Below are 15,472 nucleotides of genomic sequence, written 5' to 3'. Positions count from 1 at the left end.
TATCTTGGATTGCTGCATAATTCCCTAAACATGAAGCAGGTTAAGGTAAAATTATGCAGCAAGTCTAAACTGTTAGAGCGATCTTTGCGCGCCCTATGGCCGCACGGCGCTCTAGTAAATATCGAAGTCGAAATATTTCTTCACCACAGTTGCGTAGGTGCCGTCCTCACGGATTTTCTTGATTGCTGCGTTGAACTGCTCACGCAGATCGTTGTCGTCCTTACGCACCGCAATAGCGGTGTCTGTCTGCGTACCCGGCACATCGCCAATCAATTTGCAGCACTCACCACCATCGCCCTTGATCCAATCGGAAATCGGGAACTTGTCCGAAATGACTGCATCAAGACGGCCGTTTTTAAGATCGGCATTGGCTTCGTCTGCAGTCGGGTAAAGCTTCACATCAGCACCGGCCTTGCCGTAGACGTCTTCGGCATAGGTCGCCTGCGTAGTCGATCCTTGTGCGCCGATTGATTTACCCTTGAATGCTTCTGCATCAAGCGCTGTGATCGGGCTATCTTTTGGCACTGCAACCGAAAGCGGTGTCGAATAATATTTGTCGGTGAAAGACACCTGCTTCTGGCGCTCTTCGGTTACGCTCATCGAAGCGATGACTGCATCGAACTTGTTTGCCTGTAGTCCTGGAATCATGCCGTCCCAATCATTGGCAACGATTTCACATTTGGCTTCCATTGCCGCGCAGAGCGCCTTGGCGATTTCAACATCAAGCCCTTGCAACGAGCCATCAGCCGCGACGAAATTGAACGGAGGATATGCACCTTCCGTAGCAATCTTGATTTCTTTCCACTCCTTGGCCTGCGCTGGAAGCGCAACAAGAATGGAGGCAACGCCTGCGAACAGGATGGATTTCAACATGATATTCCCCTTGACCGTTGTTATGGTTCTGTTTTGCAGGTTTCCCGCCCGCATATTTATTCGTTGAATGAAGCACCGGACGCCTCATGTTTCAAGTGAGACATTTGGAGGCGTCCGGTTATTTTGTATCAATAGATGTCGAAGTCGAAATACTTCTTGCGGATCGTTTCATAAGTGCCGTCGTCACGGATTTTTTTGATTGCCGCATTCAACTGTTCCCGCAGATCATCGTCACCCTTGCGCAAAGCTACCGCAATCTTGGTTTCTGAACCTGGAATATCCCCTAGGAACTTGCAGCAATCAGCGCCTTGTTTCTTCAACCAATCAGCTGCAAGGAACTTGTCAGCTGCAATCGCATCAAGGCGACCGCTTTCAAGGTCGGCATTGGCTTCGTCCGCCGTCGGGTAAAGCTTCACATCTGCACCAGCTTTACCGTAAACGTCATCGGCATAATTGCCCTGCGTGGTGCCAGCCTGCGCACCGACTGTCTTGCCGTCGAATGCCGACGGCTCAAGCGATGTGATGTCGGTATCCTTGGGAACAACAACGGCTAGCGGTGTGGTGTAATAGCGCTCGGAGAATGCGACTTGCTGTTCGCGCTCTGGCGTAATTGCCATGGATGCGATCACGGCATCAAACTTGTTTGCCTGCAGGCCGGGGATCATGCCGTCCCAATCATTTGCAATGATTTCGCATTTGGCTTCCATGGCTTCGCAAACAGCGTTGGCAATGTCGATATCGAAGCCAGCCAGCTTGCCGTCTGGAGACATGTAGTTGAAGGGTGGATATGCGCCTTCGCTAGCGATACGGATTTCTTTCCATTCCTTTGCCTGAACAGGCATGGCAAAAACGACAGTGGCCAGACCGGCCAGCAAAACTGATTTAAACATCGCTTCCCTATTCCAGTTATTAGTCGCGGGCTTTGTTAAGTTCTCAGTCCGGCTTGCCTGCAAAGCAGAACGAATTCAACTGCAACTTTGGTGTCATTGACTGAACGCAAAATGACCCGCTGCGTGTTTAACGCAACGGGTCACGTATGGCCTCAACGGTGCTTTCAGGCAACGAGACGCGTCGAATGATCGTCTTGTGCATAGGCTTTGCCGAAGCGGTTTGCGAGGAACGCATCAAGTGTGATGTCTTCCTGACGAACGAAACCCTTCTGTGCGATTTCGCCCTTGGCCAGCATGTCGAGCACGGCACAGATGGCCGAAGCTGTGGTGATCTGGATGCCCGAGCGGACGATCTTGCCAACCTGATTGGCATAAACCTTGTTCGCGTAGGTTTCCTGAACCAGACGGCCGTTCTTTGTACCGGAAACGGTTACGAAGATCACGATAACGTCCTGCAATGTGCTTGGCAGAGCATTTTCGAAAATGTCCTTGAGCACTTCACGGCGATGACGAAGACCGAGATCGTTGAGCAACGCCTTCATGAGTGCAACGTGGCCCGGATAACGGATCGTGCGGTAGTTGAGCGTGCGTACCTTGCCTTCAAGCGTGTCGCAAAGCGTGCCAAGGCCGCCCGACGTGTTGAAAGCTTCATAGGTCACACCGTCAAGCGAGAATTCTTCGCGTTCTTCGAGCGCTGGAACCTTTGTCAGCTTGCCATTTACGATGGCTTCGCATGGTTCGATATATTCATTGATCAGACCGTCGGTGCTCCAGGTCAGGTTGTAGTTGAGAGCATTCGATGGGAATTCTGGCAGAGCACCAACGCGCATACGCACGTTTTCAAGCGTGTCGAAGCGCTTTGCGAGGTCATAAGCAACGATCGAGATGAAGCCCGGAGCCAAACCGCACTGTGGAATGAAAGCAGTCTTGGCATCCTGTGCCAGTTCCATGACACGCTTGGTGCTGGCAACGTCTTCGGTGAGGTCGAGGTAATGAACGCCAGTCTTGGCTGCAGCTTCAGCAATCAGCGTGGTCAGCTGGAATGGAGCGGCACTTAATACCGCGAATTTGCCCGCCAGAACTGCTTCAAGTGCCTTGGCATCTGCGATGTCCAGAGCCTGCGTCTTAACTTCCGCACCAGTGTCCAGCGCATCGAGCTGTGCCTGCGAGCGGTCAACAACCGTTACAGCATAATCACCAGTCGAAGCCAGAAGATCGGCAATGGTCGCGCCAATTTTGCCCGCGCCTACAACAACGATCTCTTTCATGTATTTTCCCCTTCAACAAATAAGTTGGGTAATGCAATTACGATGGATACAGAATCTCACAAATTTCGGCGAAAAGAAGCATTTAAACCGACGATTTCACGTTGTTTGTTTGTGCAAAATGACGTATCTAATATGCATTATGACGACAAATGCAGACCTTACCCTTATCGCCCTATTGCGTGAAAACGCCCGCGCCTCCACTGCAGACCTCGCAAGGCGGCTCGGTGTGTCACGTACGACCGTGCAAAGCAGGCTGGAAAAGCTGGAAAAACGGGGTGTGATCGAGGGCTATACCGTTCGAATCGCGCCGGAATTCGAACGTGATCTGGTTCGTGCCCATGTGCTGGTAACGGCGTTGCCCAAGTTTGCACCAAAGGTTGAAACTGCGTTGCGCAGCATCATGGCAGTGCGCACGCTGCATTCTGTCAGCGGCCATTTCGATATGATTGTTGTGGTGGAAGCGCCGTCAATTCAGGAACTCGACATTGTACTCGATAAAATCGGGGCGCTCGAAGGTGTTGAGCGCACCATGTCTTCAATCATTCTTTCGACGCGGATTGATCGGTAATCAATCCTTAGAACTGCCTTCCCAGCCAGCATAAAAGACACCGTTCTGTGTCTCCATAAAATGCGCGACGGCGTCAATTTCATCTGGATCGATTGAGGTACTGACAAGCGTTGCGAGTATCTCAACAGTCTCTGCATTACGATCTGTAAGCTCTATATCGCTAACGGGATATTTCGCCTCTTCGAGTTTTTCAACCAGCAATTCACGCATTTCTTCCATAACTGAATGCGAGACTATTACGCGAACCTCATAGGTTTGTTCGAGCGCCTGCTCGCTGATGGGAATGCGGTTGATGAGCTTAACAAGCGGCCGCAGCAACGTATTGCCGAGCAAAACGTAGATTGTCAGCAAAGCTGCTTCTGCCAGCATATCTGTGCCAGCACACGCTCCAACGGCTGCCGAGCACCAGAGGGTGGCCGCCGTATTGAGGCCACGAACACTCATGCCCTCCTTCATAATGACGCCAGCACCAAGAAAACCAACACCGGAAACCACGTAGGCGATCACACGTAGCGATTCCGCGCTGCCTGCGAGACGCGCAGCCAAATCAACAAAGGCCGCAGCACCCAATGCTACGAGCGCATTGGTTCGCAGCCCTGCAGTTCGCTGACGATACTGTCGTTCAGCGCCGATCATTGTGCCAAAGATAAAGGCGGCGGTGAAACTCACCGCCGTATCAAGGAATGGATAAAGGTCAAAGGTATTCAAAAATTGCATGGTCAAAAATCCAATTTTTGCCAGTGCGTTAGCAGGTTAATTTAAACCCTTTATGACAATTTTATTAGTCCGACTAATTGCCGACGAATTCAAACTTATCGACATCGACAAGCCCGCGATCCGTGATCTTCAGATGCGGGATGACCGGCAGAGCAACAAACGCTAGCTGCAAAAATGGTTCTTCTAAAACCGAACCGAGCTCTTCAGCCGCATGTCGCAGTTCGCGAAGCTGTTCACGCACGGTTTCATAAGGCTCTATGCTCATCAGCCCAGCGATTGGTAGCGGCATTTCAGCCAATACTTTACCGTCAAGAACCACTACAAAACCGCCTTCAATTTCACCAAGTCGGTTAGCGGCAGCGGCGATATCTTCGTCCGACACACCGACCACGCAGATATTATGGCTGTCATGGCTGACAGTTGAAGCAATCGCACCTGCTTTCAAGCCAAATCCATGCACGAAACCGGTAGCGATATTGCCATTCTTTCCATGCCGTTCAACCACTGCGATTTTGACAACGTCGCGATCAAGATCTGGTTCAACGCCATGCGCTCCGACTTTCAGATCAAACTCGAGGCTTTCGGTAATGATCTTGCCCGGAATAATGCCGATTGCACGCGTCTTTCCACTGTTGGATTGTGATCTGAAGCTTGATGCACTAACAGTTGGCGCTTTCACGCTGTTGCGACCGACTTCCGCAACTGATCCACGCGTTGAGAACAGTTCTTCCGAAACCACCCTGCCCGCAGACAGAACGATTTCAGCATTGCAGCCTTCAAGAGTGTCGACGATCACGAGATCGGCGCGCTGCCCCGGCGCAACAAGTCCGCGATCAAACAGCCCGAAAGCGCGCGCTGCCGAAACACTTGCCGCGCGATAAATAGCAAGCGGTTCAACACCACCAGCAATTGCCGTGCGGATGAGATAATCAAGATGGCCCTGATCAGCGATATCGAGTGGATTGCGGTCATCCGTGCAAAGCGCCAGAAACTGCGAGTGCCTCTCTGTGATAATCGGCATCAAAGCATGCAGGTCTTTGGAAACCGAACCTTCACGCACAAGCACATGCATACCCTTGCGCATCTTTTCGAGCGCTTCCTCAGCACTTGTCGCCTCGTGTTCAGTGCGGATACCGGCTGCGATATAGCCATTCAGATCTAGCCCTCGCAGCAGTGGCGCGTGACCATCTATGTGGCGTCCCTGAAAGGCTTTGAGCTTCGCCATACATTCAGGGTCTTTCGACAAGACGCCCGGAAAGTTCATGAACTCAGCAAGCCCAATAACCTTGGGGTGGTCGGCAAAAGGCAGCAGATCGTCGATCAGAAGTTCGGCACCAGAGGTTTCCATATGGGTTGCAGGCACACAGCTTGAAAGCTGCACCCGAATATCCATGATCGTTTCCAGCGAGCTATCGAGGAAGTATTGTAGGCCTTCGACGCCCAGAACGTTGGCGATTTCGTGCGGATCGCAAATAACTGTGGTGACACCTTGTGGCAGTACGCAGCGATCAAATTCATGCGGGGTCACATTGGATGATTCAATATGCAGGTGCGTGTCGATGAAACCCGGCACGACGATGCGGCCCGAAATATCGATTTCCTGCTTGCCCCGATAGGTGCCAAAGGTGCCCACGATGCGATCACCGCTAATCGCAATATCGCTTTCAACGAGTTCGCCCGTCACGAGATCGAAGAAGCGGCCGCCTTTCAATACGATATCGGCGGGTTCGCGACCGGCACCTTGATCGATCATCTGCTCAAGCATTGGCTCACTCCATTCACATCATTTTCGGAATCAATTTTCCGAAAATAACACAATGAAGCTTGTTCAACGCTGATATTCAATCATGCGGCTGCGGTTAAGAACCAGTTCAAGACGATCTTTGTCGAGCATATGGATACAGATGCGCTTGTGCCAAGGCCCATCGCGCAATGTGAACAACGCCCGGCCATTTCCGAGGTCTTCCAATGGCATGACCTGTCGCGTTGGGCCAATTCCCATAATGATATGGCCGTTATCGATGGTGAAGGAGGCACCATAAAGTCGTGCGGCCCACTGGCCATCAAACTCTTTGCCTGCGGGGCGAGCGGTTACAGACTTCAATTCGCGCGCTACATGGCCGATTTCGCCTTGCAGCGCATCACCAGTCCAACGCAGCTTCATTGGCGATGACGGTGACAACGACGAGAACCAATCATCGCCGATATTGTAGAGACGATCTTCAGCACCAAGGTAATTGGCGACGCCTTCACGCATCTCGATCCAGAATGGCCCGGCTTCCGTTACGTATAATCCGTCTGGAATAGTGCAGCTGGTATCAGGCAGATCCAACCCGTTGAGCGCTGCCATGCAGTCACGCGCGATTTTATAAGTGTCAGCGTCTTCGCGGTTACTAACAACTATCATGCCGGTTTTCTCAGCCGGATCAAGCATAAAATAGCTTTTGTAACCCGGATGCGATCCGCCATGACCAATGAAGCGCTTTCCGTCAATTTCATTCCAGCGCAAACCGAGACCATAGCCGGTCGGTCGACCATCGTTGAGAAACCGCTCGATCGAAAGTCTCGAAAGCAATTCGTTTAACGACCCTTGGTCTTCCAGGAGAGTCTGCGCCCATTTAGTCAGCGCCATACCACTACCTGCAAGACTGCCTGACGCGGAAAGCTGAAGGCCAGCCGCACTTTCCTGCCATTTGTCTCCAGACTTCCAATAACCCGGCGCAAGTCCTTTGACAGGATCGGCCCAAACATTGGGGACATCAATGGAATCGCTGATATCGGATTTCACAAAATCCTTGAAAAATAGTCCTTTACGCTCAAAGGCTGCTTCAACAAGCCTATAACCGGTATTTGAATAGGAAATTTCGCTACCGGCGTTAAAGTTCAGCCGGTTGATTGTTGAAAGAAATTCTAGAAGGCTTTCCGCATTGGTATGCGTGTAGACAGACAGCCCCAAAAGCGTCAGGCACTCGCGCACATCCGGCAAACCCGCCGTCATATCAAGCGCCCGTCCGACAGAAACGTCAGCTAATGGGCTTTGCAGCTCCGGCAGATGATCTCCAAGCCGATCATTGAGGCTAATCACATCGGCATGGTGCAGTACCATGGCACAGAAAATATGCTTGGTTATGGATGCGTAACGAACAACCGTGTTGGCTGTAAAAGGAACGCCTGTCGCGAGACTTTCCAAGCCACCGGCATATGCAAACTTCACGCCCTGCGGATCAAACCCGATAATAACGCCGCCAGGTTCGTTCTTGCCCCATGTTCTGGAATAAAGCTTTGCAGACAATGAAGCTGCATTCCAGTCAGTGCGAATGGGCATAAAAACTCCGTCATGCGGTTTCCGGAACAGAAAACTGCTCCATATATGCGAATACTCTAGTTCCTGGTTGTAAGGGTTGACTATATATTGAGCGCCACCAACAGCAATCCTCACAGGTTGGGAGCCACATAATTGAGATTCTTGCACTCACGCAAGCCCCTGAGTTTACTGAATTTTATATAGCGCTCTTGATGGGAGCAGGAAGGTCGTTTCAATTCTGCAGAGTGAAGAATGGACGAGGGCACAGTTTGTGAGTTGGCTAAAGGGCCAAGAGCTGTTGTTGTTATGCTAAAGCGATATCTTGAAAAGCTATCCACATCTTCTCCCCAATATTATCGATTCTTTTTCGTTTTTTTTCCTTTTAACCATTAACATTTTCGGTTTTATTCTATTAAAGCGATCTAGAAGTTGATCCAGTGAAATTGCAGTCATATAAGTGTAATAACAATAATGCAGGTTCCGGCACCCTGAGCGGTGGATTCCACTCTCGATGTTCACGCAACCTCATTTCCGAGGAGGAAATATGCTTACCCGTCTGATCACGACTTCGGCGCTGACTGGCGCCCTTGCCCTCACCATTGGTTCGCAGGCTTTCGCACAGACGGAGCTTAGCTGGTGGCACGGCATGACCGGTGCCAACAACGAAATGGTCAATGAACTTTCCAAAGAGTTCAATGAAAGCCAGAGCGAATACAAAATCGTTCCGGTCTATAAGGGCAGCTATCCTGAAACGTTGAACGCAGGCATCGCCGCATTCCGTTCAAAGCAGCCACCAGCAATCATTCAAGTTTTCGATGCCGGTAGCGGCGTCATGATGGCCGCCGAAGGCGCGATGGTTCCAGCAGCTGAAGTGCTCGAAAAGGGCGGCTTCAAGTTCGACAAGTCGCAGTACCTGCCGGGTATCGTTGCCTATTATTCGAAGCCAGACGGCACAATGCTGTCCTTCCCATACAATTCGTCTTCGCCGATCCTTTATTACAACAAGGACGCTTTCAAAAAAGCTGGCCTTGACGAAAACAACCCACCAAAGACCTGGCCGGAAGTTTTTGAAGCAGCCAAGAAGATCAAGTCGAGCGGTGCATCTGCCTGCGGCTTCACTTCGACCTGGCTCACCTGGATTCAGACTGAAAACTTTGCTGCCTGGAACAATGTTTCCTACGGCACCAATGAAAACGGCCTCGGCGGCACCAACGTCGAACTCAAGATCAACGAACCGCTTTTCGTTGAGCATTTCCAAGCCATCGCTGATCTGGCCAAAGACGGCACTTTCCGTTATGGCGGGCGCGTTTCTGAAGCCAAACAGCTCTTCACCTCGGGCGAATGCGCAATGCTGACGGAATCTTCGGGCGGCCTCGGTGATGTCATCAAGTCAGGCATGAACTACGGCATTGGCCAGCTTCCTTACTATGAAGGCCATGGCCCGCAGAACACTATCCCGGGTGGTGCCAGCCTCTGGGTCTTTGCTGGCCTCAGCGATGAGCAGTACAAGGGCATTGCTCAGTTCTTCAACTTCCTTTCGCAGACCAAAATTCAGCAGAAGCTGCATGAAAAGTCGGGCTACTTGCCAGTGACGATGGCTGCTTATGAAGCAACGAAGAACTCGGATTTCTATGAAAAGAATCCGGGCCGTGAAACACCCATCCTCCAGATGATGGGCAAAGCACCAACGGAAAACTCCAAGGGTGTGCGTCTCATCAACCTGCCGCAGGTTCGCGATATCCTCAATGAGGAATTCGAAGCCATGCTAGGCGGTAAGCAGGATGCAAAGACTGCGCTTGATAACGCCGTAAAACGCGCAAACGAAGCGATTGCAGCAGCACAATAATCTGATGAACTAGAGCGTGCCGCCTGCCCTTAAAAGGGTTTGGCGGCATTGCTATCCGCAAGGAAACTTCCCGTGCAGAAAGTCACGTTTCCAAACAAGATCTTACCCTACTTCCTGCTGGCTCCGCAGATCATATTGACTGTGATCTTCTTTTTTTGGCCAGCAAGTCAGGCGATTTATCAGTCATTCATGCGCGAAGACGCATTTGGACTGAAATCTACATTCGTTGGGCTCGCCAACTTCACCACCGTTCTGGCTGATCCCAATTATCTGCATTCCTTCAAGGTAACGATTGTCTTTAATCTTTTGACCGCATTTGTAGCCATGGGCGCAGCATTGTTGCTTGCAACGGCCGCTGACCGTGTCATTCGCGGCAAGACATTTTATCGTACATTGTTGATCTGGCCTTACGCTGTGGCACCCGCTGTTGCTGGTATGCTTTGGCTTTTCATGTTCAATCCTGCCATGGGTACGCTTGCGTATCTGCTGCGCAGCTACGGAGTTGCATGGGACCCACTGCTTAATGGTAATCAGGCGATGGCCATGATTGTGGGTGCTGCGGCATGGAAACAGATTTCCTACAACTTCCTGTTTTTTGTTGCAGGCCTTCAGGCAATTCCGAAATCACTCATTGAAGCGGCGGCTATTGACGGCGCGCGCGGTGCACGACGGTTCTGGTCAATTGTGTTCCCGCTTCTGGCACCAACCACATTCTTTCTGTTGGTGGTCAACACGGTTTATGCCTTCTTCGACACATTCGGCATTATTCATGCCGTCACCGGTGGCGGCCCTGCCAAAGCTACTGAAACCCTGGTCTACAAGGTTTATAACGACGGCTTCGTCAATCTTAACCTCGGCTCCTCATCGGCGCAGTCGGTTATTCTGATGATTATCGTGATCGCCCTGACCGCATTCCAGTTCCGCTTCATCGAGAAGCGCGTGCATTATTCGTGAGTGAGGCGACCATGATTGAAAAACGCCCAGTCTCCAATCTGTTAGGCCATCTGATCCTGATCATTGGGATCATCGTTGTAGCCTTTCCGATCTATTACACCTTTGTCGCTTCGACGCTGACCTCTGGCGATATCATTCGCCCGCCAATCCAGCTTGTGCCCGGTGGACACATGATGGAGAACTATGGCGATGCCATTTTCGGTGGCGTTGAGCGGGTCGTTGGTGTCAGTCTCGAGCGACTTCTGTGGAATTCGTTCGTGGTGGCAATGCTGATCGCAGTCGGTAAGATCATCATTTCTTTCATGTCGGCATTTGCGATCGTGTTCTTTCGCTTTCCGTTCCGCATGTTCTTCTTTTGGATGATTTTTGTCACGCTGATGCTGCCTGTCGAAGTGCGTATCCTGCCGACCTATAAGGTCATCGTTGACCTCGGCATGATCGACACCTATGCGGGCCTCACGCTACCGCTTATGGCATCGGCGACGGCGACGTTCCTGTTCCGACAGTTCTTTCTCACCATTCCAGGTGAGCTGGTTGAAGCTGCACGCATTGACAATGCAGGTCCGTTTCGCTTCATGCGTGACATTCTGCTGCCGCTGTCGAAGACGAATATCGCTGCCCTCTTCGTCATTCTCTTCATTTATGGCTGGACCCAGTATCTGTGGCCGCTGCTCGTCACCAATGATGCAAAAATGAACACCATCATTATCGGTCTGCGCCGCATGGTGGATTTCGCTGATGCTTCCACGCCGTGGAACTACGTCATGGTAACGGCCATTCTGGCTATCATACCGCCGATCCTTGTGGTGGTATTGATGCAGCGCTGGTTCGTCAAAGGTCTCGTTGAAACGGAAAAATAATGAGCAAGATCATTCTTGATAATGTCCGCAAGAGCTATGGCGGCAACATTGAAGTCATCAAAGGCGTTTCGCTGGAGATCCAAGACGGTGAATTCGTTGTCCTCGTCGGCCCGTCGGGCTGCGGTAAGTCGACACTTCTGCGCATGATTGCAGGGCTTGAAGGCATCAGCTCTGGCACGATTGCTATTGGCGACCGCGTTGTAAACGATGTGGAGCCCGCTGAACGCGACATCGCAATGGTGTTTCAGAACTATGCGCTCTACCCGCATATGTCCGTGCGCGACAACCTCGCCTATGGCCTGAAAAACCGTAAAACACCGAAGGACGAAATCGAACGCCGTATCGCCAAAGCGGCAAAGGCGCTCGAAATTGAGCCTTTCCTTGATCGGAAGCCACGCCAGCTTTCGGGTGGTCAGCGCCAGCGTGTCGCTATGGGTCGCGCTATCGTGCGCGAACCGGCTGCATTCCTTTTTGATGAACCACTGTCGAACCTTGATGCGAAGCTTCGGGTGCAGATGCGCGTTGAAATCAAGCGGCTGCAGCGCGCGCTTGGAACGACAAGCGTTTACGTGACCCATGATCAGATGGAAGCCATGACCATGGCGGACCGTCTTGTCGTTCTCAATGCAGGTAATATCGAACAGGTTGGCACCCCAATCGAACTCTACGAAAAGCCTGCTTCTACCTTCGTTGCGACTTTCATCGGTTCGCCTTCCATGAACCTGCTTGAAAGCGGTGACAACAATGTCTGGCAGCCAGGCAATGCTGTGCCCCTTCCTTCGACCAAGTACACCTTTGGCGTACGCCCTGAAGACATCCGTATCATCGAAAACGGTGAAGCTGACGCAAATGGGTTCAACACCGAAGTGCGCATTGATGCCATTGAGCTGGTCGGTGCGGAAAGCTATATTCATAGCTCTCTCGCCGATGGAAAATCGCTGATTTTCCGCGTCGCAGGCCGTTCAGAGCACGCGATTGATGAAAAGATCAAGATTGGTGCGCTTGCCAAAGACATCCATATTTTTGATGCCGATGGACGCCGCACAGGCAACTAATGTTAATATCGGGCGTTCTGGATTTTGAGCGCCCGATAGATACGAATGCGAATTAATTTGCCGTTTTCGTTTTCTTTTTTATGCGCTACACAACGGTAGAATATTTTTCTCTTTTTGAGGAATGCGCGTAGAATGACCCATCCGCAGATACTGTCCTTTGCCGTGATTATTCTCATGATGGGGGCATTTATCTGGGGTAAGTTTCGCTACGATATTGTGGCTCTTTGCTCACTACTGCTGGCTGTTGCGGTTGGCGTCGTTCCCTTCGATCAGGCCTTTACAGGTTTCAGCGACGATATCGTTATCATCGTTGGTAGCGCACTCATCGTTAGTGCAGGCGTTGCTCGATCCGGCCTCATGCAAGAAGCCGTCCAGCGTTTTCTTCCAGAAATGAACAGCGTGCGTTTGCAACTTGCTGTCCTTGTGGCAATCGTCACAGTTCTATCCGCATTCGTAAAAAATGTGGGCGCACTGGCAATCATGATTCCGGTCGCATTTCAGTTTGCGCGCCGTTCCAACGTTTCGCCATCCACATTTCTAATGCCGATGGCATTTGGTGCGCTTCTTGGCGGCTTGATGACACAGGTCGGCACTTCGCCCAACATCGTGGTTTCGCGTATTCGCGGCGAGATGGTGGGCGAGCCTTTCACCATGTTTGACTTCACGCCGGTTGGCGCTGTGTTGGCAGCGGTTGGGTTGATTTATCTCGTTACTTTTTATTGGCTGGTACCCGAGCGCACACGCGAAAGCGTCTCGCTGGACGAAGCCATCAAGATCAAGAATTATGCGTCAGAAGCAAGTGTAGCCGCCAATTCCTCCGTCATTGGAAAACGGATCAGCGACCTCATCAAGCCCGCGGAAGGCGAGGCCATGGTGACGTCAATCATTCGGAAGACGAGCCGCATTACACCGCTGCCCGACACCGTTCTTCTCCAAAACGACGTTGTATTGCTAGAAGGAGATCCCAAGGCGCTCGATCTAGTGGTTAGCTCAGGAAAGCTCAGCCTGTCTAAGAACCGCAATCCATCCGATACGAGTGGGTCGACCGAGATCGAGGCTGTTGAAGCAGTTATTGGAACCAATTCCCGGCTCGTCGGCCTAAATGCTCAACAACTCGATCTATATGCCCGCCATGAGGTCAATCTGCTCGCTGTCAGCAGACCAGGAGTGCGTATATCGGAGCGTCTGAGTGAAGTGCGCCTTAACTTTGGTGATGTGGTCGTCTTGCAGGGCAGACAGGCGAGCCTGTCCACCTTTCTTACAGAGTTTGAACTGTTGCCGCTCGCAAGACGAAAACTCATGCTGGGTAGCGTGAGGCGCGGTCTGATCCCATTGGCAATACTGATTGCGGCAATCGGTGCCACGGCACTCAGCTTAGTTCCGGTAGCAGTTGCGTTCTTCGCAGCAGCAGTCGCCATGCTGCTCTTTAAAGTTATCCCGATCAACGAAGTTTACGATGAAATTGACGGGCCCATCCTGGTGATGCTTGCCGCTCTCATTCCCGTTTCCGATGCGTTACGCACAACGGGCGGCACGGAGCTTATTGCTCAATGGCTTTCCAGCATCGGCCACCAGTTGCCGCCTGCTGGCGCTCTCGCGCTCATTCTTGTCACTGCAATGATGGTGACGCCGTTCCTCAACAATGCAGCAACCGTGCTGGTTATGGCACCGATTGCGACGAGCTTCGCATCGGGGCTTGGCTTCAGACCGGAAGCATTTTTGATGGCTGTGGCGATCGGCGCAGGTTGTGACTTCCTCACGCCAATCGGCCATCAATGTAATACATTGGTGATGGGGCCGGGCGGCTACCGTTTTAGCGATTATCCGCGGCTCGGCCTGCCGCTTTCAATCATCATCGCGCTTGTAACGATACCGACGCTGATGTTCTTCTGGCCGTTAAAGTAGATTGTCTGCACGCGCAGTCGACTGGACCCAGCTGAGACTTTCGGCAACTATTTTCTCAATCGGGTCAGCCACATCAGCTCGAAATACAAACGGCTCGCCGACAGGGCTTTCCAAGGTCGCAAGCTGACTTTCAAGCATTGTCACCGGCATAAAATGGCCGGTACGGTGGCCCATATGCTCGTACAGAACATCAAAGCTTCCATCGAGGAACACGAACAACAGCGGGCCATCTGATGCGTTGCGCAAGCGATCACGATAACTTTTTTTCAGCGATGAGCAGGACACAATGATACCGTTTTCTGCTTTCGCCAGTCTTTCTCCAATTGTATCGAGCCACGGCCAGCGATCTTCATCCTGCAAAGGAATGCCGGAGGCCATCTTGTCTACATTGGTTTTAGGATGGAGGCTGTCGCCCTCTAGAAAAGGCAGAACAAGCGCTGCGGCCAACTTCTCTCCAACAGTCGACTTTCCAGAGCCGGAAACTCCCATTACGATAATGTGCAACTTCATTTTCCTTAAAATGTTTCGAGCTGAAGATTAACGCGACTTGCCGCACCAACGACGTGGTTCCGCATGACTTCGCGCGCCTTCAGGGGATCACGCAGCGCAATCGCGTCTCGAATAGCAGTATGCTCTGCAATGGTGATTTCGACGATCTCTTCAAGCACAGCGCGGGCGCGGGCCGCCCGAATTGCCTGACTTATCCGCTCTGCAATGAAGCCTAAAACGAGCGGGAAATATTCATTATGCGTTGCAGCTGCAAGCGCGCGATGAAATGTCAGATCGGCAGAAATTCCCTCATCCGTCCATTTTTCTGTTCCGTTCATCGCTGACAGCGCTTCATCGAGTTTGCACATATCCTCAGCTGTGTGATGCACAGCAGCAAGGCCAGCCGCTTCAATCTCAAGAGCCATACGCAATTGAAATAGGCTTTGGAAATGATCTCGATCAGCAAGTGTTTCTGGTTCGATGCGGATTGCATGACGACGATCTGGCTCGGTGACAAAAGCTCCAACGCCCTGCCGAGTTTCGATCAGCCCCTCATTGCGCAGCTGAGCAATTGCTTCGCGGATAACGGAACGGCTGACGCCAAAGCTTTGTGCGAGATTGTGCTCGGTGGGTAATTTATGCCCAGGCAGAAAACTACCTTCTGTAATCTGGCGCACAATTTCAGAAGCAATGCGGGCGGGTAGCTGCTCGTTGCGTCTAATTTCACCGAACACGTCCTGCTC

13 protein-coding genes and 1 pseudogene are annotated in these 15,472 nt (G+C 51.7%); 6 read left to right on the top strand and 8 right to left on the bottom strand.

Annotation, left to right across the window (positions count from 1 at the left end):
• Nucleotides 1-111: 111 nt before the first annotated feature.
• The 3 genes from CES85_RS01730 to CES85_RS01720 all read right to left on the bottom strand — a co-directional run bounded on the left by CES85_RS01730 (nucleotide 112) and on the right by CES85_RS01720 (nucleotide 3,031).
• Complete coding sequence (locus tag CES85_RS01730) at nucleotides 112-873, bottom strand: ABC transporter substrate-binding protein (protein WP_095444354.1); 762 nt, start codon at nucleotides 871-873, stop codon at nucleotides 112-114.
• Between the two features lie 128 nt (nucleotides 874-1,001).
• Nucleotides 1,002-1,763, bottom strand: a complete 762-nt coding sequence (locus CES85_RS01725; protein ID WP_095444353.1) for an ABC transporter substrate-binding protein — start codon at nucleotides 1,761-1,763, stop codon at nucleotides 1,002-1,004.
• A gap of 164 nt (nucleotides 1,764-1,927) precedes the next feature.
• Complete coding sequence (locus CES85_RS01720) at nucleotides 1,928-3,031, bottom strand: saccharopine dehydrogenase family protein (protein ID WP_095444352.1); 1,104 nt, start codon at nucleotides 3,029-3,031, stop codon at nucleotides 1,928-1,930.
• 139 nt (nucleotides 3,032-3,170) lie between these two features.
• Between CES85_RS01720 and CES85_RS01715 the strand changes: the two genes are divergently transcribed.
• The gene (locus tag CES85_RS01715; protein ID WP_039860826.1) at nucleotides 3,171-3,599 is read left to right on the top strand and encodes an Lrp/AsnC family transcriptional regulator; all 429 of its coding nucleotides are present in this window, start codon (nucleotides 3,171-3,173) and stop codon (nucleotides 3,597-3,599) included.
• Here CES85_RS01715 and CES85_RS01710 read toward each other — a convergent pair whose 3' ends face one another.
• The 3 genes and pseudogenes from CES85_RS01710 to CES85_RS01700 form a co-directional block, all read right to left on the bottom strand.
• Nucleotides 3,600-4,316 carry an MgtC/SapB family protein gene (locus tag CES85_RS01710; RefSeq protein WP_095444351.1) on the bottom strand — a complete coding sequence of 239 codons (717 nt, stop codon included), beginning with the start codon at nucleotides 4,314-4,316 and terminating at the stop codon, nucleotides 3,600-3,602.
• Between the two features lie 73 nt (nucleotides 4,317-4,389).
• Nucleotides 4,390-6,103, bottom strand: a pseudogene (ade, locus tag CES85_RS01705) (adenine deaminase).
• 41 nt (nucleotides 6,104-6,144) lie between these two features.
• Entirely contained in the window at nucleotides 6,145-7,641 is a 1,497-nt protein-coding gene (locus CES85_RS01700) for a serine hydrolase domain-containing protein (RefSeq protein ID WP_095444349.1), read from the bottom strand.
• A gap of 523 nt (nucleotides 7,642-8,164) precedes the next feature.
• Here CES85_RS01700 and ugpB point away from each other — a divergent pair.
• The 5 genes from ugpB to CES85_RS01675 all read left to right on the top strand — a co-directional run bounded on the left by ugpB (nucleotide 8,165) and on the right by CES85_RS01675 (nucleotide 14,240).
• Nucleotides 8,165-9,466 carry a sn-glycerol-3-phosphate ABC transporter substrate-binding protein UgpB gene (gene ugpB / locus CES85_RS01695; protein WP_167388238.1) on the top strand — a complete coding sequence of 434 codons (1,302 nt, stop codon included), beginning with the start codon at nucleotides 8,165-8,167 and terminating at the stop codon, nucleotides 9,464-9,466.
• Between the two features lie 72 nt (nucleotides 9,467-9,538).
• Entirely contained in the window at nucleotides 9,539-10,420 is an 882-nt protein-coding gene (ugpA, locus tag CES85_RS01690) for a sn-glycerol-3-phosphate ABC transporter permease UgpA (protein ID WP_095444348.1), read from the top strand.
• An 11-nt stretch (nucleotides 10,421-10,431) separates the two neighbouring features.
• The gene (gene ugpE, locus CES85_RS01685) at nucleotides 10,432-11,280 is read left to right on the top strand and encodes a sn-glycerol-3-phosphate ABC transporter permease UgpE (RefSeq protein WP_094574358.1); all 849 of its coding nucleotides are present in this window, start codon (nucleotides 10,432-10,434) and stop codon (nucleotides 11,278-11,280) included.
• Nucleotides 11,280-12,335, top strand: coding sequence for a sn-glycerol-3-phosphate import ATP-binding protein UgpC (locus CES85_RS01680; protein ID WP_095444347.1), 1,056 nt, complete (start codon nucleotides 11,280-11,282; stop codon nucleotides 12,333-12,335). The genes ugpE and CES85_RS01680 overlap by 1 nt, the downstream gene beginning before the upstream one ends.
• Before the next feature lie 132 nt (nucleotides 12,336-12,467).
• Nucleotides 12,468-14,240, top strand: coding sequence for an SLC13 family permease (locus tag CES85_RS01675; RefSeq protein WP_095444346.1), 1,773 nt, complete (start codon nucleotides 12,468-12,470; stop codon nucleotides 14,238-14,240).
• Here CES85_RS01675 and CES85_RS01670 read toward each other — a convergent pair.
• Together CES85_RS01670 and CES85_RS01665 are read right to left on the bottom strand one after the other, a co-directional pair.
• Nucleotides 14,232-14,750, bottom strand: coding sequence for a gluconokinase (locus CES85_RS01670; RefSeq protein WP_095444345.1), 519 nt, complete (start codon nucleotides 14,748-14,750; stop codon nucleotides 14,232-14,234). The two genes, CES85_RS01675 and CES85_RS01670, sit on opposite strands and share 9 nt — an antisense overlap.
• A 5-nt stretch (nucleotides 14,751-14,755) precedes the next feature.
• Complete coding sequence (locus CES85_RS01665) at nucleotides 14,756-15,463, bottom strand: FadR/GntR family transcriptional regulator (protein ID WP_095444344.1); 708 nt, start codon at nucleotides 15,461-15,463, stop codon at nucleotides 14,756-14,758.
• Nucleotides 15,464-15,472 lie beyond the last annotated feature (9 nt).

It is taken from the genome of Ochrobactrum quorumnocens (genome assembly GCF_002278035.1).
GTDB lineage: Bacteria > Pseudomonadota > Alphaproteobacteria > Rhizobiales > Rhizobiaceae > Brucella > Brucella quorumnocens.
The sequence above is the reverse complement of the archived record's forward strand: the minus strand, read 5'-3'. Positions and strand labels throughout refer to the sequence as shown.